This window comes from Kribbella sp. NPDC056345 (assembly GCF_042262745.1).
Lineage (GTDB): Bacteria > Actinomycetota > Actinomycetes > Propionibacteriales > Kribbellaceae > Kribbella.
In genome coordinates, this window is sequence record NZ_JBHJQQ010000003.1 from 481,679 (window position 1) to 502,258 (window position 20,580).

Here is a 20,580-nt window from a genome sequence, read left to right on the forward strand (position 1 = left end):
GTCGTTGGAGCGCATCGCGACGCACCTCCTTCCGGGACCTGACTGCCCTCGTTACCTGATGACGCAGTGACTTTGGGTGATACTGCGTTTACTCTGGCATCGAGGACGAAGTGGGGCGGGGGGAACGTTAATGCTGAGTATCCGTCATTGGAGCCTGCGGCGCAGGCACCGCCGTGAGACTGACACCGCCGCGTCATCCTGGTCGCCGACACGATGGGCGCTCTGGTCCGTGCCTTCGGCTGTACTGGGCTACGTACTGGCGGTCGACGCCTTGGCTCTCACCGTGGTCGGTGCTTCGTTCATCAACCTGGACGTCGGTGCCGGTGACTGGATGCGGTTCGGTGTACTGGCGCTCGGGTCGTCGATCCATGTCGAGGCCGGCCGGGAGATCGAGCGACTCCGGCAGGTTGTCTCCGAAGGCTCGACCTATGTGAACCTCAAGTCGATGTGGATGTTTGCGGGCGTCCTGATCCTTCCGCCCCCATTAGCGGCCGGCGTGATCGCGGTGAGCTATGCACACGCCTGGATCCGGCTGCCACGCAGCCCACCTCATCGAGGCTTCTTCTCCGCCTCAACCGTCATCCTCGGGTCCGCCGTGGCCATCATGTGTCTGCGGACGATCAACCCTGACAACCAGCCCGGCTTCGCCGGCGGCCTCGTCGGCCTGATAGCTGTGGCTGCTGCAGCACTGGCCTACTGGCTCATCAACCTCGCCTTGGTCGTAGGCGTCGTCCTGCTGTCCAATCCGAATGCGAGCGCCCGGAAGGCCTTGGGCCAATTGTCGGACCAGTTCATCGTCGCCGGCGCGCTCGGCCTCGGGACATCCACAGCAGCTCTCCTGGTTTACCAGCCGTGGCTGACCGCTGCGTTGCTGATCACGGTCCTCGGCCTGCACCGGGCCCTGCTCGTCGGGCAGTTTCAGTTCGCAGCGCGCACCGACCCGAACACCGGCCTGGCGAACACCATGTTCTGGCACGAGATCGCGGCAAAAGAACTCGAACGTGCCCAGAACACCAACGTCCCGCTCGGCATCCTCTACCTGGACCTCGATCACTTCAAGGCGGTCAACGACACACATGGCCACTTGGCCGGCGACCAGGTACTGAAGGCGATTGCGGCCGAGCTCAAGCACGAAGTCCGCACCGAGGACCTGGTCGGCAGGCTCGGCGGCGAAGAGTTCGCCGTCTTGCTTCCCAACACCAGCCCAGCCGACACGTTGCACACCGCCGAGCGCATTCGGCGTCGCATTGCCCGCCTCGTCATCAGCGTCACTGCACCGGATGGAACCACCGTTGTCGACGGGCTCACCTGCTCGATCGGTGCTGCGACGTACCCGGCGGCCGGTCACAGCCTCGACGTGCTGCTGATGGCAGCTGATACCGCTACCTACGCGGCGAAAGAGGCCGGGCGCAACCAGGTGGTCACAGCTCCCAGTCGGACTCCAGGTCAATTGAGCTGAGGAGGACGGGGTTCTCGTCGGAGTGCGGTGGGTCGAAGTCGGCCAGGTGTTGGGTGAGGACTTCGTCGGTGACGTCCTGGCGATTGCCGCTCGTCTGGTTGGCGGCTCGGCGCGTCAGGATCGTGGCGTGGTCGATGTCCAGGTAGAGCAGGGTGAACTGGGCGTCCAGGTCGGCCGCCAGTTTGCGCCAGGCGTCGCGGAGGAAGCGTGGGGAGCTGGTGTCGTCGACGACTACCGACGTGCCGGCGGTGAGTAGGGCGCGGGTTTCGGTGTGGGCTTCGGTGTTGGTGCGGATCCATTCCTCGACCGGGATGCCGTCGCCGCCCCAGAGGCCGCGGCGGGCGTTGATCTCGTCGAGGCTGACGATGGTGGCGGCGAGCTTGGGTGCGACGGTCCGGGCGACCGTGCTCTTGCCGGAGAACGCCGTACCGCAGAGCAGGACGAGCCGGGCCCCCATGGTCAGCCTTTCAGGAGGGCGTTGGCGAGCATGGCGACAACGCGGTCGGAGTCGTTGGTCAGTTGACGAAGGACGTCGTCGGCGAGCGGCGCGGGCAGTTCGGCCAGCGCTTGGGTGAGGCGGATCCGGGCGGCCGAGTCCGACCCCGCCAGCGCGTCGGTCAGGGAGGTCAGCACGCTGGGGTCCTGGGCGAGTGTGCCGAGGATCTCGGCGGCCTCCACGTCGTTGATGCCTTCGACGATCAGGCCGACCAGGGCCGGGATCGCCGCCACGACACCTCGGTTGCCTAAGGCAAGGGCTACGTGTTTGCGGACGATCGGGTCGTCGTCGGCGAGCGCGCTCTCGAGTACGGCGGTTGCGTCCGCGCCGGGGAGTTCGACCAGCGCCTGCACTGCGCGACGCCGTACCTCGACGTCCTTCGACTGCAGGCCGGAGGCGAGGCTCGCCACGCCACCCTCCGCGCGGGCGAGGGCCCAGCGGAGGGCACCGGCGACGTTCGGGTTCGACTCGGTCAGGATGGCCTTGGCGAGGACCTCGGTCGGGACCGGTGCGTCGTCGCGCGGGGCCAGCACGGCCTGCTGGCGACGGGCTGCGTTGGGTGAGTCGAGGGAATGCAGGAGCTCGATGATGCGCAGTACGTCCTCCCAGCCGGACGGTGCCGAGGCGTCGACTGTGCGGAGGCGTTCGAGGAGCTCCTGCTCGCGGTGCAGGCGGTCCTCGGTGCGCTGGATCAGGTCGCTGACCAGGGCGGCCGGGGCGAAGGTCGGGTCTTCCAGCGCCTGGCCGATCTCGCGCAGGGACAGGCCGAGTGAGCGCAGGCTCTCGACGTGGAAGATCCGGCGGATGTCGTCGGCGGAGTACTCGCGATAGTTGCCGACGGTCCGCCCGGTGGGACGCACCAGCCCGAGGGAGTCGTAGTGCCGGAGCATCCGGCTACTCACCCCCGAGCGCCGCGCCACCTCACCGATCAGCACGCGGTCTGTGCCCCCGCCTTCTCCGGACCGAGGGCATCGATCCGCTTCGCCGCGTCGACGTCCGCCGCGAACGCAGCGTCCGGATCGCGCAGCAACAGCATCGTCGCCCGGGCGTGCTGACGAACAGCAGGGTCGGCGTGAGTCAGTGCCGGCTGCAGGTACGGCTCGATGAGGTCGTCGAGGGCAACCAGCGCCCGGCTCAGGCTCAGCTGAACCATCCGGTCCCCACGCCCGAGCTGCGTGACCAGCTCCGCGGCCAGCGCCTCCCGCTCCTCGAACGGCGCCAGTACGACGGCCGCCCGCCACGCGGTCCGCGCCACCTCGTCGTCCGGATCACGCAGCAGCTCCGGCGTGATCGCGCTCCACGTGCTCGGCACGCCCAGCTTCGACAGCGTGTGCAGCGCCTGACTACGCGCCTGCGCCCCCTCCGCCTGCAGCTCCGCCAGAACCTTCGGCACCGTCAACTCCACCGGCTGCCGCGTCAACGTCCAGGTCAGCATGTCCCGCACGAAGAAGTCCGGCTCCACCGCGCACCGCACCAGCAACGCCTCCACCAGCCCAGGCTCCGCCCCGACCGTCATAGCCGTCCGCAACCGCGCCGACGAATCCCCGGCACCCAGCACTCCGACCAACCTCTCCACCGCACTCACGGTGATCACCTCCGGCCCCCAGTGAAGACCTTGTCACAGTGTCAAGGTCAAGCAGTGTGGCACGGAATACGCACCACGGGCACGTCTGGTTCACGGCATTTGAGCGGGATTCAATCGTTTGCGAGAGTCTTTTCCGCGCGCCACGCTCTGGGCTTCCGTTCGAAGCTCAGGAGGCAATGACATGGCACGACTGAAGGCTGTCGGTGTGATGGTTGCGGTGGTGGCGCTGGCCGGTCAGGCGCCGGCTTATGCCGCGGGTAGCCAGCTGAATCCGAGTGGGGCACTGGATCGGATCGATCAGCGGGACCGGCCGCTGGACAAGAGCTACAGCTGGAACTCGTCCGGAGCGAACGTCCGCGTCTACGTAGTCAGCGACGGCGTGAGCACCACGCACACCGACTTCGGTGGCCGGGCGACGCAGGGGGCCGACCTGGTCGGCGGGACCCCGTGCACGGTGATCGGAACCGGAGTTGCCGGGCTGGTGGCCGGCAACAAGTACGGCGCCGCGAAACAAGCGCAGATCGTCTCGGTCCGGACCTTCCGGTGCAACGCACAGCCCACCGCGGACCGGGCAATCGCCGGGATCAACTGGGTCACCCAGAACGCGGTGAAACCCGCGGTCGCCGTACTGCCTTTCGCCGTCGCTGCTGACCCGGCGCTCGACGCAGCGGTCGCCCAATCGATCCAGAGCGGCGTCACCTGGGTTGTCAGCGCAGGCAACAACGGCACCGACTTCGGCGCCGATGCCTGCAACTACTCCCCCGCCCGGGTCCCCGGCGCCATCACCGCGACCCAACTGGACCTCACCAACACCGGCAACCCGAAGGAGCAGCTCGGCGCCGGCCAGAATCGCGGCAAGTGCGTCGACCTCGCCGCGCCGAGCGGCACGACCGCGGTGGGCGGCGGCAGCGACGAGAACCCGTGGGGCATCCACGGCGGCCATGTCGGCCTCACCGCCGGTGCCGCGGCCAAGCTTCTCGAACAGAACCCGACCGCCTCCCCGGCCACCATCCAGCAACAACTCAACGACAACGCCACCACCGGCCGCCTCGGCACCGACAGCTTGGGCACACCGAACCGCATCCTGTTCACCAACTGCTCCTGATGCTGCTTCCCCGCCCCAGCGCGGGGAAGCAGTCAGGCGGCGATCAGGGGTAGTTGACCCATTGAGCCTTGTTGGTCTGGGAGTTGGAGGGGCCACCGGCGTTGTTGATGACGTGAGCGATGGTGCCCCTGCCGCCGAGTGACACAGTGACCATGTTGTGGAACTTCACGTTCGGTTTGGTCGGTACCTCGAAGGCGCGTTCGGCGACTATGGATGCGTCGGAGGTGAAGACGCAGTAGCTGCCGAGCCCCCAGGCCTCGTGGGTGTTCACAGAGTCGGCGACCTTGTACGCCGCGTACCCGCGGGTGGAGCCGTTCATCCAGGCAGCCTGGTTCGGCGGGTCGTAGGGCAGCTCGTTCTGGTAGAAGTACGTGCGGCCGCGTTCGCCGTTCCAGATCGTCTGGTACTTCTGGTAGTGCTCGACGAACAGCCCGTACGCCGTGACGTCGTCACCGTTCACCACGAGTCCGGTGTCGGCGGTGTTGGTTCCCCAGCCGACACCGATCGAGTGGTCACCGCGCCAGAGCCAGGCGTGGTCGAGGATCACGTCGTCACTGTTGATCCGGAGTGATTCGGTGGCCTTGCCGACCGCGGAGCCGCCGATCCGGAAGTAGATGTCGTGCAGCGAGGTCGGGTTCGCGCTGTGGTCGGCCGACGAGTTCGACGCGCCGAGCTCCATCAGCAGGGGCGAGTTGGTCGGGGCCGCGTCGATCAGCAGGCCGGCGATCTTCACCCCGTCCACATCGGCGACCGACATGGCCGACGTACCGTTGGTCGGCATGATCGTCGCCAGGCCGAGACCGAGGACGACCGTGTTCGCGCGGTTGACCCGCAGGGTGTCGCTGAGCCGGTAGACACCGGGCGTGAACAGGAGATCCTTACCGGCCGCCAGTTCGGCGTTCAGCGTGGCCGCGGTGACACCGGGCTTCGCGATGTAGAACTGACTGATCGGCAGCGACTGACCGGCCGGCGTACCGTTCGCCCAACCCGGGCCGGCCGAGTTCGACTTCAGCGCGGGGACGAACACCTGGTAGGCACCGGCGCTGTCGATGTACAGGTAGGGCTTCTCGCGGATGATCGGCGTCTGCGCGACCTTCGTGTACGGCGGGTCCGGGAAGCTGCCCGCGGGAGCGTTCTCGGCGCCGACGAAGACCATGTTCCAGTTCTGACCGGTCCAGCTGCCCCAGCGCGTGTTGCGCGACAGCCACTGCTGCTGGCTGCCGGATCGCACCTGGCCGTCGACGATCGTGTCGGCCATGAAGCCGCCGCTCGACCAGCCGCCGTCGTCCAGCGCGAGGTTGCCCTTGAGGTGCATCCGCCGGTACGCCGACGCCTGGCTGACCGCCCAGCGGTCCAGCCCGCCCGGCGGGGTGACCGTGAGGCCCTCGGCGCCGCGCCAGAAGTTGTGCGTCGCGTTCTGCGGCGGGAACCAGTCGGCCTCGACATGGACGGCGCCGTTGATGTTCACACTGCCCGGCGTGAGGCCGAGACCGGCGACCTGGGTGAAGAACCCGACATTCGCGCTGACGTTGTAGGTGCCCGGCTTGAACAGCAGGGCGTACCGCTGCTCGCCGTACTGGTTCTCCTCCTGCTGGTTGAAGACCTGGTCGAGCCGCGACTGGATCTGGCTGGCCGGCATCGACGGGTCGAAGACGGAGACGTTCGGGCCGAGGTCCGGCGTACCGGGGTCTGGCGGAGTGCCCACGGAGGTGATCCTGAACGATTGGGCGGCGCTTCCGTTGCAGGTGAACTGCACCAGCTGGACGCTGTCCGCGGTGGAGGCAGATGGTACGTCGAGACACTTGCCGCTGTGCCGGTTCACCAGGTGGTAGGCGCCGTCCGCCTCCTCGACCGGCAGCCACTGCTGGTTGTTGCCACCGCCGTACGCCCACAGGTGGACCAGGGCGTTGTCCGCCGTCGAAACGTTGGAGACGTCGACCACCTGGGCCGGGGCGGTGCGCACGTTGACCCGGACATACCCGCCGCTGGTCGGCTGGAACTGCCACTGCTGGGCGGCGCTGGTGTTGCAGGCGTACTGCTGGACGACGGTGCCGTTCGCCGTACCGGCGGCCCGCGTGTCGAGGCACTTGCCGCTGTGTTTGGCGGCCACGGTGTTCCAGCCGGTCGGTGAGATGGCAGCGGTCGCGGCCGGCGGGTCGACCAGCGTCAGACCACCGGCGACGAGACCGGCCAGCGCCGCGGCGATCACGACGGTACGCCGTCGCCAAGCGCGCGGCGGTGGGCGGAGTGGGGCGGCTCCGGGCATGGGAACTCCTCGGGTGGGCGGCAGAGGTTCGCCTAGGAAAGCGGATTCCCACACTTAATTCAAGACCTGACCGAAGTTCCGGAACCAAACGGTCCGCCGGATGAGAGTCTTGACCCATGATCGATGAGAGCGCTCCCAGCGTGCGGATCAGGCAGTACCGGCCGTCGGACCGCGCCGCAGTCCACGACATCTGCATCCGGACCGCCGATGCGGGTGAGGACGCCACGGCCTCCTACGACGACCCGAATGTGCTTCCCAATCTCTTCGCGCACCCCTACACCTATCTGGACCCGGACCTCGCCTTCGTTGCCGACGACAACGGCCGGGCCGTCGGCTACGTCCTCGGAGCCTCCGACACAGCTCGGTTCGCCCAGCGATTCCGCACCGAATGGCTCCCCCTGGTCGGCGATCAGTACCCCGCACCACCCGGTACGCCGAACACTCCGGACGAGGTGATGGCGCACCTGCTCCACACGCCGGAGCGGATGGTGCAGCCGGCCCTGGCGGCGTATCCGGCCCACCTGCACATCGACCTGCTCCCGGACTACCAACGGTCCGGCCACGGCCGCGAACTGATCGCCGCCTTCCTCCAGGCACTTGGCGACGTTCCCCTGCACATCGGCATGGTCACCGCGAACCACCGGGCCCGACCGTTCTACGACCGCCTCGGCTTCCACGAGATCCCGCACCCCGACCCCGGCCCGCTCACCTACCTCGGCCGCACGCCCTAGGCTCGGAAGATGCGGATCTCGGTTTCCTCGGATATGGACCTGCCCGTCGCGCGTGCTCTCGTCGCCGAACTGACCAAGCGTGGGCATGAGGTGAGCGCGCATGGAGCGCTCCAGCCCGGGAGCGATCCGCAGTGGGCGGTTTGTTCGGAGGCGGCGGCGCGGGAGCTCGCCGATGGTACGGCGGATCAGGCGATCGTCTGCTGCTGGACCGGTACCGGCGCGTCGATCGCCGCAAACAAGGTTCCGGGCGTGCGGGCCGCGCTGTGCACCGACGCCTACACCGCCGATGGCGCACGGCAGTGGAACGACGCCAACGTGCTCGCACTGAGCCTCCGGCTCACCTCCGAGCCGCTGCTCGAGGAGATCCTGGATGCCTGGTTCGCCGGGACTCCGAGCACCGACGAGACCGATCGGATGAATGTCGAGCGCGTCAGCCATTAATGCACCATTCATTCCATTGACACGTTCTGCCGACCGTCCGCAAACTCCCAGGCATGACGGCAGAGAATGGACTGAATTCATTCCGTAAAAGGAATGAAATTCGCGTCGGACTGGTCGGCGCCGGGAGCGTCGCCGCGGTGTACGTGGAGGCCGCGGCGGGTCTGCCCGGGATCGCGATCACGGCGATCTGCGACGTACGGCGGGAGGCCGCGCGAGCGCTCGCCGTACCGCTGAAGGCCAGTGTGTACAGCGATCACCGGGCGATGTTTGCCGCTGGCAACCTCGATGCCGTCGTGATCACGTCCCCGCATTCCCTGCACATCCCGATGGCCGAGGACGCGGCCGCCGCCGGCCTGCACGTGCTGATGGAAAAGCCGATGGCCACCACCGTGGCCGACTGCCGGAAAATGATCAAAGTCTGCGCCGACGCCGGTGTTCGGCTGGCCATCGGTAATTTGCAGCGCTTTGTTCCGGCGGTTCGGCAGGCGAGGGACATTCTCCGCTCCGGAGAGCTCGGCCGGCCCTTGCTGATCACTGAGCGGCGCGCCGTTCGGTACGACCCCGAATCCCGCCCGGCCTGGTTCTTCGACCCCGAGCTCGCCGGGGGCGGAATCATGATGAACATCGGCGGCCACAGCATCGACAAGGCGCAGGTGCTGACCGGCGAACAGGTCGTCGCGGTGAACGCGCGGATCTGGCGGCGGCCCGGAATCGCCGTCGAGACCGAAGCCTCCGGCGTGATGGAACTGTCCGGCGACATCCAGCTGACGTTCTCGATCACCAGCACCGGCCTGCCTCCACAGGACGAGACCGAAGTGGTCTGCGAGTACGGCGCTCTGCGCCTGTCCCACGCCGATGGGCTGTGGATGTTCCGCGACGGCGAGTCCGTCCGCCTCCGGGACCGGACCGGCCACGACGAGATCGTGACTGCCTTCCGCGATCAGCTCGTCGATTTCACGGGGAACGAGCCCCCGAGCGTCTCCGGCAATTACGGCCTCTCAGTCGTTGCCGCTGTCCAAGCGACGTATGACTCAGCCGCCGATCGATCCCTGCAGCGAACGGAGTACTGATGAACCTCAACCGGATCACGCGGGCGGCGCTGGCCGCCGGGCTCGCACTGGCCACCCTCGCGGCCTGCAACAGCAACGGTGCCAAGTCGGAGAACGACAACGGAGTGGTCACCATCAAGTGGCAGGGCTACAGCCAGGAGCGGCTGGAGTTCTACCGGGAGGCGGCGGCCGAGTTCCGCAAGGAGTTCCCGAACATCAACGTCGTCCCGGAGGAGCTGGCCGAGGCCGACTACAAGCAGGCGCTGCCGCTGAGCTTCCGGAGCAAGAACTCCCCCGACATCTTCACCTTCACCTGGCCGGCCGCCGGTGAGTACTTCGAGCTGGCCGATGTCATCGGCAACAAGTGGGCCGCGCCGCTGGACGACTCCGTCCTCCCGGCCGACTTCCGCTCCCGCTTCCGCGACACCTCCAACCTGATGGAGCCGATCTACAGCCAGGGCGGCAAGATCTACACCACGCCCCGGCCGCCCGCGACCGGCACGATCGGTTTCGGCTACATGTACTTCAACAAGGACGTGATCGCGAAGGCCGGTCTGACCGGCAAACTGCCGGCGACCTGGGCCGAGTTCACTGCCGCCTGCCAGGCGGTCAAGGAGAAGGCCGGGGCGAGCTGTCTGGCCCAGTCGACCCAGGGTCCGGACGAGATCGAGCGGCTGCTCACGACGTTCGTCGGTGTGAACAAGAAGGGCTACACGCCGAGCAAGGTCTCCCTGCAGACCGGCAAGTTCACCGAGACGTCCGATCCGCAGTTCGTCGAGGCGCTGCAGTACATCCGGTCGTTGTACGAGCAGCAGTACGTCTTCCCCGGCCAGTACGACAAGATCGCCGCCCGCCAGGCAGTCGTCGGTGGCAAGGCCGCGTTCTACTTCGACGGCGGCTGGATGTCATCGGTCTTCCCGCAGACGTTCAAGTTCAAGAACTTCGGGGTCGCGCTGCCGCCGGCGAAGACCACCGCGGCACCGGGCGGGTACGCCGGCCGGATCGCCCAGGGACCGCCGTTGCCCGAACTGTTCATCAGCTCGCAGAGCAAGCACCCGAAGGAAGCGACTCAGTTCCTGGAGTGGATGACCCGGCCCAAGGGCTGGTTCTCGGAACACTTCACCGCCAAGGGCTTCGACCTGCTCCCGTGGATCGACCCGGCCGACGCCGCCAAGTGGCTGCCGAAGGACAACCTGGCCCGCGAGCTGCTGCCGCTCGACCCGAAGGTGCATGTGCTCGCTCCGGTTCCGGCGCTCAAGTGCCCGGACCTGGCCAAGTCCGAGGCGATGAGCAAGGTCGACCGGATCCAGGAGAACCTCGTCCACAGCACGGTGAACAAGTACCTGCAGAGCGGCGGTGACTGGCCGGCGCTGGCCAAGGGGATCGAGGACAAACAGAACAAGGTCTTCGAAGCCCAGCTCAGCAAGGAAGCCGCGTCCGGGCTGAAGGTCTCGACCGACTGCTATGCCGAACCGGATTGGGACGGCCTGACACCCTTCAAGTTCAGCAAATGACTCGGCGGAGCGACGTCGGCTGGATCTACCTCGTGATGATCCCGTTCATCGTGCTGTTCCTGGCCTTCACGGTCTGGCCGCTGGTCCGGACCGTGCAGTTCAGCCTGCACGACTTCGACGGGATCGGTGCCCTCGGCGACTCACCGGGGGTCGGGCTCGACAACTACAAGGCCGTCCTCACCGACCCGCTGTTCGGCAAGGCGTACGCCAACACCTGGGCGTTCACGATCGGGCAGACGCTGATCAAGCTGCCGTTGTCCTTTCTGATCGCGCTGCTGCTGACCCGCCCGTGGCTGCGGTGGCCGGCGTTCTTCCGGACCGTGTTCTTCCTGCCCTGGCTGATGCCGGCGTCGATCGTGGCCATGGTCTTCTACTACCTGCTCAGTCCCTCCGACGGAGCGATCAACCACCTGCTCACCACCCTGCACCTGGTGGACCAGCCGGTCGACTTCCTCCGGTCCGGCCCGATCGCGTTCAGCACGATCGCGGTCATCTCGACCTGGCAGATCATGGGGCAGTACGTGATCTTCTGGATGGCGGCCCTCCAGCTGGTCCCGCAGAACCTCCTGGAGGCGGCTGAGGTCGACGGCGCCGGCGCACGCCAGCGGCTGTGGCACATCACGCTGCCGCTGGTCCGGCCGATGGGCATCGTGATCGCTTCCCTCGGCCTGATCTGGTCGCTCGGCATCTTCGACTGGATCCAGATCCTGACCTCGGGCGGACCGGGCACCGACACCTACGTCATCAACTACTACGTCTACGAGATGGCCTTCGCCCAGGCCCGGCCACAGTTCGGTACGTCGAGTGCCGCGGCCTTCGTCTTCGGGATCACCGTGCTGATCGTGTACGCGCTCGTCGGCAAACTGGTCGGCCGGGCGCAGCTCAAGCGGAAGGAATACGGGGTCTAGTCATGCGCACCCAACGATGGACTCCACGCTCGGTCCTGCTGGTCGTCGTACTGCTGGCCGTCTCCTTCATCTACCTCTACCCGTTCCTGTGGCCGGTGTTCTCGTCGTTCAAATCCTCCAACGAGATGTACACGGCAGGCTTCAAACTCTGGCCCGAGCACTGGACGACCGAGAACTACGGCCGCGCCTGGACCACGGCGAACTTCAGCCGCTACCTGTTCAACTCGGTCTTCTACAGTACGGCGAGCACCGCCATCACCGTGATCTCTGCTGCCCTCGCGGGCTACACGCTCGCCCGCTACAAGTTCCCCGGCAGCCGCCTGATCGGGATGTTGATCCTCGCCTTCCTGTTCATGCCGACGGCAACGAGTGTGCTGCCGGTGTTCGAGCTGATCCAGACGATCGGCCTGCTCAACACCGTCTGGGGTGTCCTGCTCGCCCTGACCGGCGGCGTCGGCTTCAGCACCCTGCTCTTCCGCGGCTACTTCGGCGCGATCCCCCAGGAGCTCTTCGACGCCGCCGCCATCGACGGCGCCGGCTTCTTCCGCACCTTCCGGCTGATCTTCCCGCTCGCCAAGCCCATCATCGCCACAACTGCGATCCTCGGCTTCACTTCCAGCTGGCAGGAGTACTTCGTCCCGCTGATCTTCACCCTCGGCGACCCCGACCTGCGCACCGTCTCGGTCGGCCTCCGCGCCTTCACCCAGCAGTACAGCGTCGACCTGTCCGGCTTCGCCGCCGCCGTCACCCTCTCGATGGTCCCGATCGTCGCCGTCTTCCTCTTCTTCCAGCGCTACTTCATCGAAGGCCTATCCGGAGCGGTGAAGGACTGACCGACCGCCCAGCTCCCGCCCGAACCCCCGGTTAACGTCCGAAGGATCCGAGTGCGTGGTCTCCGGTTGTTCGGACGTTAACCACCCCTCCCAGCTAACGTCCGAAGGATCCGAGTGCGTGGTCTCCGGTTGTTCGGACGTTAGGGGAAGTCACAGGAACCGCCCCTGCCGATTCCCCTTCCCCAAACCGGTTTGGGGAGGATGGGCCGGCGGGGCGAACATCCAGCCTCCCGCAACCGTCACTGTCGCGCGACGGGACCTCACCTTCCTCAGCCATAGCCCGTCACCACCTTGGGCACCCATCCATGCGAGCCCCATCGGAACGGTTGAACCGTACTCAAGGCCGGCCGGCTCACCTTGGGCACGCATCAACCACTTGCCGGGCGCGCACATGGTTGAACCGTGCTCAACGTCGTACCGGCTGGGGAATGTGTCGGTTCTGTTGCGGCGGAAGGTTTGCCTGGATGGCGGCGAACCTCTCGGGGTGGAGCTGCGTCTTAGCGTGCGTTACCGGGTGATGAGGGCTCGGTGATTCTCGGGGTGTCTCGGAAATTCTGGGGGAATTTCGATGAGTGGGGTACTGACGCATGTCCAGTTGCCGGCGGAACTGCCACCGGTACGGCGGGTTCTGAAGCATCCACGGCTGATGCAGAGTCATCGCCTGACTCTGCTCGTGGTTCTCGCCAATGTGGTGATCCTCGGTGTCGGCATCGGGCACCATTGGTGGGGTTCGGTCGTCAATGTGGCATTGATTGCCCAGGTCAACTTCGCCTTGGGTGTTCTCATTCGCCAGCAGTTCTTCGTGAATGCGTTGTGCAGGCTGGTGATGCGGGTGCCGAAGTCGTGGCCGCTGAGGCTGCGGTGGACGCTTGCCAAGGGCTACCATCTCGGCGGATTGCACGTCGGTGGCGCGATCTGCGGGACCTTGTGGTTCTGGGCGCTGACTGTGGTGGCGATCGGCCAGGTCGATGCTGCACTGCAGCTGACGTACTGCCTGCAATCGTTGCTGTTGCTGGGGATCGTGATGACCTCGCGCCCGAAGTTCCGCGCCGAGCACCACGACCTCTTCGAGCGGATGCACCGCTTCGGCGGCTGGACGCTGTCCGTGCTGTTCTGGATCAGCGCGCTGCAGCTGGGCAGCGCCTCGACGATCATCGTGCTGACCATCACCACGATCAGTTCGCTGCTTCCGTGGACGATGCTGCGGCGGATTCCGATCGATGTGATCCGGCCGTCGTCGCACGTGGCGCTGGTGAGCAGCAATCGGTTCCGGCCGATGGCGGGTTCGACCCGGGCGATCGCACGGCACCCGCTGCAGCAGTGGCACAGCTTCGCGGTGATCCCGACACCCGGCGCACCGGGGTTCCGGATGGCGATCTCGCGGGCCGGTGACTGGACCAGCGACTTCATCGACAACCCGCCGTCCCACATCTGGGTGCGCGGTATCTCGACCGCCGGAATGGCCAACTACGGCAGCGTTTTCAACCGAGTCGTGTACGTCGTCACCGGCAGCGGGATCGGCCCGGTCCTCGCCCATATCCTGGCCAACCGGGTGCCGATGCAGCTGGTCTGGGTCACCCGGAATCCGGTCAGGACGTACGGACAAGCACTGGTCGACGAGATCATGGCGGCCCAGCCCGACGCGATCATCTGGGACACCGACGCCCACGGCAAACCCGACATGGTGAAGCTGGCCTACTCGGCGTACGAGTCCTCGAACGCCGAGGCCGTCATCTGCGTGTCGAACCGCAAGGTCACCTGGTCGGTCGTGCACGGGATGGAGCGGCTCGGAATCCCAGCCCTGGGCCCGATCTGGGACTCCTGAGCTCAGTGAGCCAGCAACGGGGTGCGCTGGTCGTACTCGTCGGGAGTCCCTTCCCAGACGGCCGTGCACCCCGAAGTGCCGCACTCACAGGCGAAAGGAAAGGGCGGCAGCTCGGCCAACCCAATGTCCGCCTGCCACAGCCGCCCCTGCGTGCAGGCGGCCTGGTTCTCGTACTGCCGCTGCCGTCGCAGCTCAGCACCCGCCTCCAAGCCAGGCTGCGAGCCGAGCGCATCCTCAACCGCCCGGACAACCTCCGGCCAGACGGGATCGGCCGGTACCTCGACGAGCGTCCGGCCGTACTCCACCGCCTCCTGCCGAACCCGCTCGGCCAGTACGGCGTCCCGCGCCAGCAACCCCTCCAGCCGAGCACGCCCCGCGGGATCGGGCGTCCGCTCCAACCGCTGCTGCCGAGCGCGCCGGGTCTGCTCGCCATCCGGCACCAGCCACAGCCGCCGGCACCGCACCCGCCATCGACGGCAAGAGCTGCGGCCCCTCCACCAACGCAGGCACCTCCCCCAGCGACCGTCCGCGCACGTCCTCGACCACTAACTCCACCCGCAGCCGAGCAATCCGCACGAACACGTCAGCCGCGTACGCCGCCCCCTTCGCCAACTCATCCGCCACCGGCTCACCAGGTGGCATCCGACCGAGGTGCGCATACGTCCACAGGTCGATCGGATGCAGCGGCAGATCCATCCGCCGCGCAAGGTCCCGCGCAATCGTCGACTTCCCAGCGCCCGGCGCACCACCGATCCACACCATCGCAGGCCAGCCCATGCGCCCCATCGTCCCATCCGGCAAGGATCAGGCCCAAGGTAGGACCTTTCCGTGGCGGAGGAGCTGGCCGTAGTGGGCGGGGTCGGCCGGCTGGAGGGCCAGGTCGAGGAGGGGTACGGCGGCCTCGGCCGGGGTTGGCGCCGTGCTGACGTCCCACCACAAGGCGGAGGTTGGGGTGTTGATCATGCCGGGGCAGACGGCGGCCAGGAGGATGCCGCGGGCAACGTCTTCGGTACGGCGCTGTGCGGCCAGGGTGCGGACGGCGGCGACCTGGGCGATCTTGGACGGGATGTTCACGAAGCCTGGCCAGGCGGTCGCCCGGATGGTGCCGTCCTTGACCAGGTCGCGCCAGGCAGCTACCGCCCGATCCACGTCGTCGAGGTCGGTGAGGTTGGCGAAGTGGCGATGCAGCACGGGCGCCAGGTAGTGCAGGGTGCCGAGCGAACTGGCCACGATCAGCAGCCGGCCGTTGTCGCGAAGGAGCGGGGCGAAGGCGCGCAGGAGCCGGGTGGTGCCGAAGTTGTTCACCTCGGTGTAGGTGTCGACGATCGCGCGCGGATCGTCGTCGGGGCCGACCCGCATGACGGCGTTCCCGAACACGATGTCGACGCCGCCGTGCCGTTCCTCCAACTGCTCGGCGAGCTTCGAGGCCGCGTCCGGAGTGCCCACGTCCAGCAGCTCGGCACGGACCCGCGCTCCCCCGGCCGGGAGCGACGCGACGGCGGTGGTGACCCGGTCGAGGTCGCGACCGGTCAGATAGACGGTGTCATCAGGTCCGAGGCGGGTCGCGAGTCCCTCGGCGAGCGCGAGGCCGAGGCCCTGGGTGGCGCCGGTGATCAAGGCGACGGTCATGATGCGAGCAACCTTTCGGACAGATCCCACAGCCGGACGGCGTTTGCCGGGTCGAGTGCATAGCGGGCGACACCGTGCAACCGAGGGGCCTCGCCGCGACGGTCGATGGTCGGGGTCTCGTTGCAGTCGACGAAGTAGCGACCGCCGATTCCCTCGAGCTGCGGCGAGGTGGCCAGCAGAACCGACGTCGCAGCGCCCTGCTCCGGTGTCTTCATCAGCTCGGGTGGGGTGCTGCCGCTACCGCGGCCTTCGGTGTAGCGCTGCAGGTTGGTGAAGATCGCGCCCGGCATCAGGGCGTTCGCGGTGATGCCGTCGGCGGCCCAGCGCCGGGTGGCCTCAACGGCAAACAACACGTTCGCGGTCTTGGACTGTCCGTAGGCCAGCCACGGATCGTACGCACGGAACGCGAAGTTGACGTCGTCGAAGATCATCGGCGAGAGCTGGTGACCGCTCGAACTGACGCTGACGATCCGGGCTGCCCCGTCAGCGGCCAGCGCGTCGTACAGGCCGGTGGACAAGGCGAAATGGCCGAGGTGGTTGGTCGCGAACTGCAACTCCCACCCCTGCGGCGTAAAAGTCTCGGGCGAAGCCATCACCCCGGCGTTGTTGACGAGGATGTGCAGCGGCCCGTCCCAGGCCGTGGTGAACGCGGCCACCGAAGCCGGGTCGGTGAGATCGAGCGGTACGACGCGCAACGCCGTACTGCCGGTCGTCGCGGTGATGTCCTTGGCCACCCGCTCCCCCGCCTCGACGTCGCGGACCGCGAGGGTGACCTCGGCGCCGGTGCCCGCGAGTGCTCGGGCCGTCTCCACCCCGAGGCCGGACGCTGCGCCGGTCACCACGGCACGACGCCCGGAGAGATCGATGCCGGCGGCAACTTCCGCCGCCGTACTGCTGAAGCCGAAAGGCGTCTTGATAAGTTCCATACCTTCACGCTAGGCAGCTCCAGCCCATGCCACCAGCGAAAGTCTTGCAAGTGTGGTATGCGTAAACGTCATGACCTTCACCGACGCTTCCCTGACCGCCCTGCGGGTGTTCCGCGAGGTGGCCGAGCGCGGCACGCTCACCGCCGCGGCCACCGCGCTCGGCTACACCCAGTCGGCCGTCTCCCGCCAGATCGCTTCCCTGGAACGCGCAGCAGGCACGGCGCTGCTGGAGCGCCGCCACGACGGCGTCCGCCTCACGCCGGCCGGGCGGATCGTCGTACGGCGTGCTGCCGCCGCGATCGATCAGGTCGATGCGGCGGCGCGCGAGCTGGCCGGGATCCCCGAAGAACTCGGTACGGTCCGGCTCGGCTGGTTCGCGACGGCGGGCATCTGGCTGGTACCCCGCGCGCTGGCGGCACTCCGCGAGACGCATCCAGGCATCACGGTCATCACCCGTGAAGGCAGCACTCCGGCCCTCGTCCGCGCACTACGCGCGGGAACCATCGACCTCGCCCTCCTGGCCTCGACACCCCCGTTCCGCGCACCCGACGCCGAGTCGCCGGCGCTGGAGGTGCACACCCTCTCCGAACGCAGCCTCCGGATCGCAGTCCCCAGCACCCATCCGCTCGCCCACGCCGACGCCGTCGACATCGAGGATCTCCGTGGTCAGCGCTGGATCGCAGGTCCGGGCGGGGAGCAGTACATGGGTGTCTGGCCGGGGCTCGACGAGCGCCCGCAGATCGTGCACACCGCTCGCGACTGGCTGGCCAAACTCCACCTGGTCGCCGCCGGCCTCGGAATCACCACCGCCCCGACCGCATTGACCTTCGCGCTACCGCCCGGCGTACGGATCATCGCCGTCCAAGGCGGCCCGGAAGAACGACGCCGCATCCTGCTGGCGCGTCTCCCACGGCCGCTCCCCGAACCGGTCGCCCGACTCTCCGCCGCCATCCGCGCCGCCGCCGGCGCACATGGCTAGTCGTCGCCGAGACCGGCGAAGTAGGCGGTGACGGCTTCATCGGAGACACCGTCGAACGTCGCAGGCGACCACCGCGGAGTGCGGTCCTTGTCGATCACCTGCGCCCGCACCCCTTCGATGAAGTCGTGCGACCCGTGGAACCGCACCGACAACCGGTACTCCTGCTCCAGGGCAGCCGGCAGCGACGGCAGATCGGCCGCGGCCCGCAGCGCGCGCAGCGTCACCTTCAAGGAAGTCGGCGACTTCGTCAGCAACACCGCCGCGGCCTCCCGAGCAGCCGGTACGTCGGAATCCGCCAGCCGGCTGTAGATCTTCACCAGGTCGTCGCCCTCGTAGGCCAGGTCGATCCACTCCCGGTCACCGACCAGCGCGGACTCCGGCACCGGATCGGCAACCGAGGCCACCGCTGCCGCCGCGTCCTGGGAGGCCAGTGCAGTAAGGAGATCCGGCAGCCGATCACTCGGCACATACCAGTCCGCCAGACCGACCGCGATCGCATCGCCAGCGCCCACTAACCCTGCCGTCAGAGCCAGGTGGGTGCCCAACTCCCCCGGCGCCCTCGACAGCAGGTAGGTCCCGCCGACATCGGGGAAGAAGCCGATCCCGGTCTCCGGCATGCCGACCTTCGACCGTTCGGTGACGACCCGGAAACTCGCGTGCGCCGACAGCCCGATCCCGCCGCCGAGCACGATCCCGTCCATCACCGCGACGAACGGCTTCGGGTACTCCGCGATCTCCGCATCGAGCCGGTATTCGTCCGCCCAGAATGCCGCCGACGCCGTACCACCGGCGATCCCGTCGTGGTAGATCGAGACGATGTCGCCCCCCGCACACAGACCGCGGTCACCACTCCCGGTCAGCACTACGGTCTGTACGGCGGGATCCGCGGCCCACTCCTCAAGCATCCGCCGGATGATCGTCACCATCTCGTGCGTGAGCGCGTTGATGGCCCGCGGCCGGTTCAGCACCAGATGTCCGGCCTGACCGTCCACATGAGCAAGGACTGGGGAGTCTTCGGGCATACGGCAAATTAGCTGGACGTCCTACTAAACCCCTAGGGCGTGGATCACAGACGCCCGTCTCAACCGGGCCGGCTGAGGCCCCGGGTCGCCACGGTGGCGCCGATGATCGTGATGACGGCGGCACCGGCGAGGGCGGCGAGGAGCTGGCCGACGGGTGCGTGCCCGAGGACCAGTTCACGGGCGGCCGTGATGCTGTGCGACACCGGGTTGAAGGCTGCGACGTGGCGCAGCCAGGTAGGGAGGCCGGCCTCGGGGACGAAGGCGTTCGAGGCGACGATGAGCGGGAAGGTGACCGTGCCGGAGATGGCCTGCACGAGCTCGGTATGGCGGAGCTGGCAGGCCAGGGCGATGAAGATCCAGCCGAGGCCGGTGCTGACCGCGGTCGAGACGACGACGGCGGCCGCCGTACCGAGGATGCCGCCCGGCGGATCGAAGCCGAGCACCACAGCGGCGAACACGGACAGCACGGTCAGCTGCAGGACCATTCGAACCAAGCCGGCCACGCTGTGCGCGACGAGCACCGAACCCGGCCAGATCGCCATCGTCCGGAGCCGGTTGATCAGGCCGTTGCGCATGTCCTGGAGCAGGCTGATGATCAGGCCCAGCGCCGACTGCAGTGCGGTGGTGATCATGATCGCCGGTACGACGAAGTCGACGTACCGGGTGCCGGCCGGGAAGCTGATCGCCGTGGACAGGCTGCCGAGCAACTGACTGAGCACACTGACGAGAAGGATCGGGCCGAGCAGCGTCACGATCAGCGTGCGCGGCTCGAAGACCACGCCGCGCAGGGACCGGCCGGACAAGGCGATGATCTGCGTCGCGATACTGGCCGGCGCCGTGCGCACCGGCGTCCGGGCGACCGGCTGCGCGCGAGGTGCGGTGATGACGGTCATCGGGCCTCCCCCAGCGTTGCGAAGACGTCGTCGAGACTCGGCTCGGCGACTTCGAGACGCTCTGCTTCGATCCCCAGATCATCGAGCGCTCGGACGACCTGGACGATCGTCGCCGAGGACGCGTCGACCACGGTCAGCTCGGCAGATTCGTTGCGCTGGGCAACATCCAGCCCACGGCCGGCGAGATGCTCGATGACCCGCACGACCGGAGCGTCAGGTGGCAGCCGGACCACGATCGCGCGCCGGCCTACTTGCTGTTTCAGATCCGCCGGCGTACCGCCCGCGACCACTCGTCCACCAGCCAGTACGACGATCCGGTCGGAGAGCTGGTCGGCCTCCTCCAGGTACTGCGTGGTGAGCAGGATCGTGGTCCCCTGCTCCGCGAGTTTGGCGACCTGATCCCAGACGGCACGGCGGCTGGTCGGGTCGAGTCCGGTGGTCGGCTCGTCGAGGAACAGCACGGCGGGGGCGGTGACGAGGCTCGCCGCGAGGTCGAGCCGACGCCGCATACCACCGGAGTACGTGCGGACCCGCCGATCCGCTGCCTGTGTGAGGCCGAACTGCTCAAGGAGCTCAGCGGCCCGCACCCGGGCCGCCCGCCGCCCGGTCCCGCTGAGCCGGGCGAGCAGGACCAGGTTCCCCGTTCCGGACAGGGTGTCGTCGACGGTGGCGAACTGCCCGGTCAACCCGATCGAACGCCGGACGCGACTGGGCGACCCGACCACGTCGGCGCCCGCGACCCGCGCCGTACCCGCCGAGGGCCGGACCAACGTCGAGAGGATCTCGACCAGCGTCGTCTTACCGGCGCCGTTGTGACCGATGAGCCCGAGCACCTGACCCGCCGCGACCGACAGATCGACCGACGAGAGCGCGAGCGTGTCGCCGTACCGTTTGCTCAGTTGCTCAACCTCGATCACGG

Annotated in this window: 20 protein-coding genes; 10 read left to right on the forward strand and 10 right to left on the reverse strand. The window is 67.7% G+C overall.

Annotation, left to right across the window (positions count from 1 at the left end):
- Positions 1–229 precede the first annotated feature (229 nt).
- Positions 230–1,459 (forward strand): diguanylate cyclase, encoded by a 1,230-nt coding sequence (locus ACFCV3_RS13100; RefSeq protein ID WP_376029680.1) that lies wholly within the window; start codon positions 230–232, stop codon positions 1,457–1,459.
- Here the strand turns inward: ACFCV3_RS13100 and ACFCV3_RS13105 are convergent.
- The 3 genes from ACFCV3_RS13105 to ACFCV3_RS13115 are packed head-to-tail and all read right to left on the reverse strand — an operon-like array spanning position 1,422 to position 3,540.
- Positions 1,422–1,916 carry an AAA family ATPase gene (locus ACFCV3_RS13105; protein ID WP_376029682.1) on the reverse strand — a complete coding sequence of 165 codons (495 nt, stop codon included), beginning with the start codon at positions 1,914–1,916 and terminating at the stop codon, positions 1,422–1,424. The two genes, ACFCV3_RS13100 and ACFCV3_RS13105, sit on opposite strands and share 38 nt — an antisense overlap.
- Before the next feature lie 2 nt (positions 1,917–1,918).
- A complete protein-coding gene (locus ACFCV3_RS13110) occupies positions 1,919–2,890 on the reverse strand; it encodes a HEAT repeat domain-containing protein (protein ID WP_376029685.1) in 972 nt (323 codons plus the stop codon).
- Positions 2,884–3,540, reverse strand: a complete 657-nt coding sequence (locus tag ACFCV3_RS13115; protein ID WP_376029688.1) for a HEAT repeat domain-containing protein — start codon at positions 3,538–3,540, stop codon at positions 2,884–2,886. The genes ACFCV3_RS13110 and ACFCV3_RS13115 overlap by 7 nt, the downstream gene beginning before the upstream one ends.
- A gap of 181 nt (positions 3,541–3,721) precedes the next feature.
- Between ACFCV3_RS13115 and ACFCV3_RS13120 the strand changes: the two genes are divergently transcribed.
- On the forward strand, positions 3,722–4,645 hold the full coding sequence (locus ACFCV3_RS13120; RefSeq protein WP_376029690.1) for a S8 family serine peptidase: 924 nt from the start codon (positions 3,722–3,724) through the stop codon (positions 4,643–4,645).
- 43 nt (positions 4,646–4,688) lie between these two features.
- On the opposite strand, the gene ACFCV3_RS13125 is transcribed toward ACFCV3_RS13120, so the two are convergent.
- Positions 4,689–6,911, reverse strand: coding sequence for an RICIN domain-containing protein (locus tag ACFCV3_RS13125; protein WP_376029692.1), 2,223 nt, complete (start codon positions 6,909–6,911; stop codon positions 4,689–4,691).
- 116 nt (positions 6,912–7,027) lie between these two features.
- Here ACFCV3_RS13125 and ACFCV3_RS13130 point away from each other — a divergent pair, with 116 nt between their 5' ends.
- The 7 genes from ACFCV3_RS13130 (at position 7,028) to ACFCV3_RS13160 (ending at position 14,212) form a co-directional block, all read left to right on the forward strand.
- Positions 7,028–7,642 carry a GNAT family N-acetyltransferase gene (locus ACFCV3_RS13130; protein ID WP_376029694.1) on the forward strand — a complete coding sequence of 205 codons (615 nt, stop codon included), beginning with the start codon at positions 7,028–7,030 and terminating at the stop codon, positions 7,640–7,642.
- A gap of 9 nt (positions 7,643–7,651) precedes the next feature.
- The gene (locus tag ACFCV3_RS13135; protein ID WP_376029697.1) at positions 7,652–8,083 is read left to right on the forward strand and encodes an RpiB/LacA/LacB family sugar-phosphate isomerase; all 432 of its coding nucleotides are present in this window, start codon (positions 7,652–7,654) and stop codon (positions 8,081–8,083) included.
- A gap of 53 nt (positions 8,084–8,136) precedes the next feature.
- Entirely contained in the window at positions 8,137–9,153 is a 1,017-nt protein-coding gene (locus ACFCV3_RS13140; RefSeq protein ID WP_376029699.1) for a Gfo/Idh/MocA family protein, read from the forward strand.
- Positions 9,153–10,646, forward strand: a complete 1,494-nt coding sequence (locus tag ACFCV3_RS13145; protein ID WP_376029702.1) for an ABC transporter substrate-binding protein — start codon at positions 9,153–9,155, stop codon at positions 10,644–10,646. The genes ACFCV3_RS13140 and ACFCV3_RS13145 overlap by 1 nt, the downstream gene beginning before the upstream one ends.
- Entirely contained in the window at positions 10,643–11,554 is a 912-nt protein-coding gene (locus ACFCV3_RS13150) for a carbohydrate ABC transporter permease (protein WP_376029705.1), read from the forward strand. The genes ACFCV3_RS13145 and ACFCV3_RS13150 overlap by 4 nt, the downstream gene beginning before the upstream one ends.
- A 2-nt stretch (positions 11,555–11,556) precedes the next feature.
- Complete coding sequence (locus tag ACFCV3_RS13155) at positions 11,557–12,387, forward strand: carbohydrate ABC transporter permease (RefSeq protein ID WP_376029707.1); 831 nt, start codon at positions 11,557–11,559, stop codon at positions 12,385–12,387.
- A 568-nt stretch (positions 12,388–12,955) separates the two neighbouring features.
- Entirely contained in the window at positions 12,956–14,212 is a 1,257-nt protein-coding gene (locus ACFCV3_RS13160) for a hypothetical protein (RefSeq protein WP_376029710.1), read from the forward strand.
- Between the two features lie 2 nt (positions 14,213–14,214).
- On the opposite strand, the gene ACFCV3_RS13165 is transcribed toward ACFCV3_RS13160, so the two are convergent.
- The 3 genes from ACFCV3_RS13165 to ACFCV3_RS13175 form a co-directional block, all read right to left on the reverse strand.
- Entirely contained in the window at positions 14,215–14,652 is a 438-nt protein-coding gene (locus ACFCV3_RS13165; RefSeq protein WP_376029713.1) for a hypothetical protein, read from the reverse strand.
- Between the two features lie 364 nt (positions 14,653–15,016).
- Positions 15,017–15,841 (reverse strand): SDR family NAD(P)-dependent oxidoreductase, encoded by an 825-nt coding sequence (locus ACFCV3_RS13170; RefSeq protein ID WP_376029715.1) that lies wholly within the window; start codon positions 15,839–15,841, stop codon positions 15,017–15,019.
- On the reverse strand, positions 15,838–16,767 hold the full coding sequence (locus ACFCV3_RS13175; protein ID WP_376029718.1) for an SDR family NAD(P)-dependent oxidoreductase: 930 nt from the start codon (positions 16,765–16,767) through the stop codon (positions 15,838–15,840). The genes ACFCV3_RS13170 and ACFCV3_RS13175 overlap by 4 nt, the downstream gene beginning before the upstream one ends.
- A 70-nt stretch (positions 16,768–16,837) precedes the next feature.
- On the opposite strand from ACFCV3_RS13175, the gene ACFCV3_RS13180 reads away from it, so the two are divergent.
- On the forward strand, positions 16,838–17,746 hold the full coding sequence (locus ACFCV3_RS13180) for a LysR family transcriptional regulator (protein ID WP_376029721.1): 909 nt from the start codon (positions 16,838–16,840) through the stop codon (positions 17,744–17,746).
- Here ACFCV3_RS13180 and ACFCV3_RS13185 read toward each other — a convergent pair.
- Genes ACFCV3_RS13185 through ACFCV3_RS13195 form a run of 3 tightly spaced genes read right to left on the reverse strand, consistent with a single transcriptional unit; the run spans position 17,743 to position 20,578 of the window.
- The gene (locus ACFCV3_RS13185) at positions 17,743–18,768 is read right to left on the reverse strand and encodes an enoyl-CoA hydratase/isomerase family protein (RefSeq protein WP_376029724.1); all 1,026 of its coding nucleotides are present in this window, start codon (positions 18,766–18,768) and stop codon (positions 17,743–17,745) included. The two genes, ACFCV3_RS13180 and ACFCV3_RS13185, sit on opposite strands and share 4 nt — an antisense overlap.
- A gap of 59 nt (positions 18,769–18,827) precedes the next feature.
- Positions 18,828–19,661, reverse strand: coding sequence for an ABC transporter permease (locus tag ACFCV3_RS13190; protein WP_376029727.1), 834 nt, complete (start codon positions 19,659–19,661; stop codon positions 18,828–18,830).
- The gene (locus ACFCV3_RS13195) at positions 19,658–20,578 is read right to left on the reverse strand and encodes an ATP-binding cassette domain-containing protein (protein ID WP_376029729.1); all 921 of its coding nucleotides are present in this window, start codon (positions 20,576–20,578) and stop codon (positions 19,658–19,660) included. Before ACFCV3_RS13195 ends, ACFCV3_RS13190 begins: the two co-directional genes overlap by 4 nt.
- Positions 20,579–20,580: the final 2 nt, after the last annotated feature.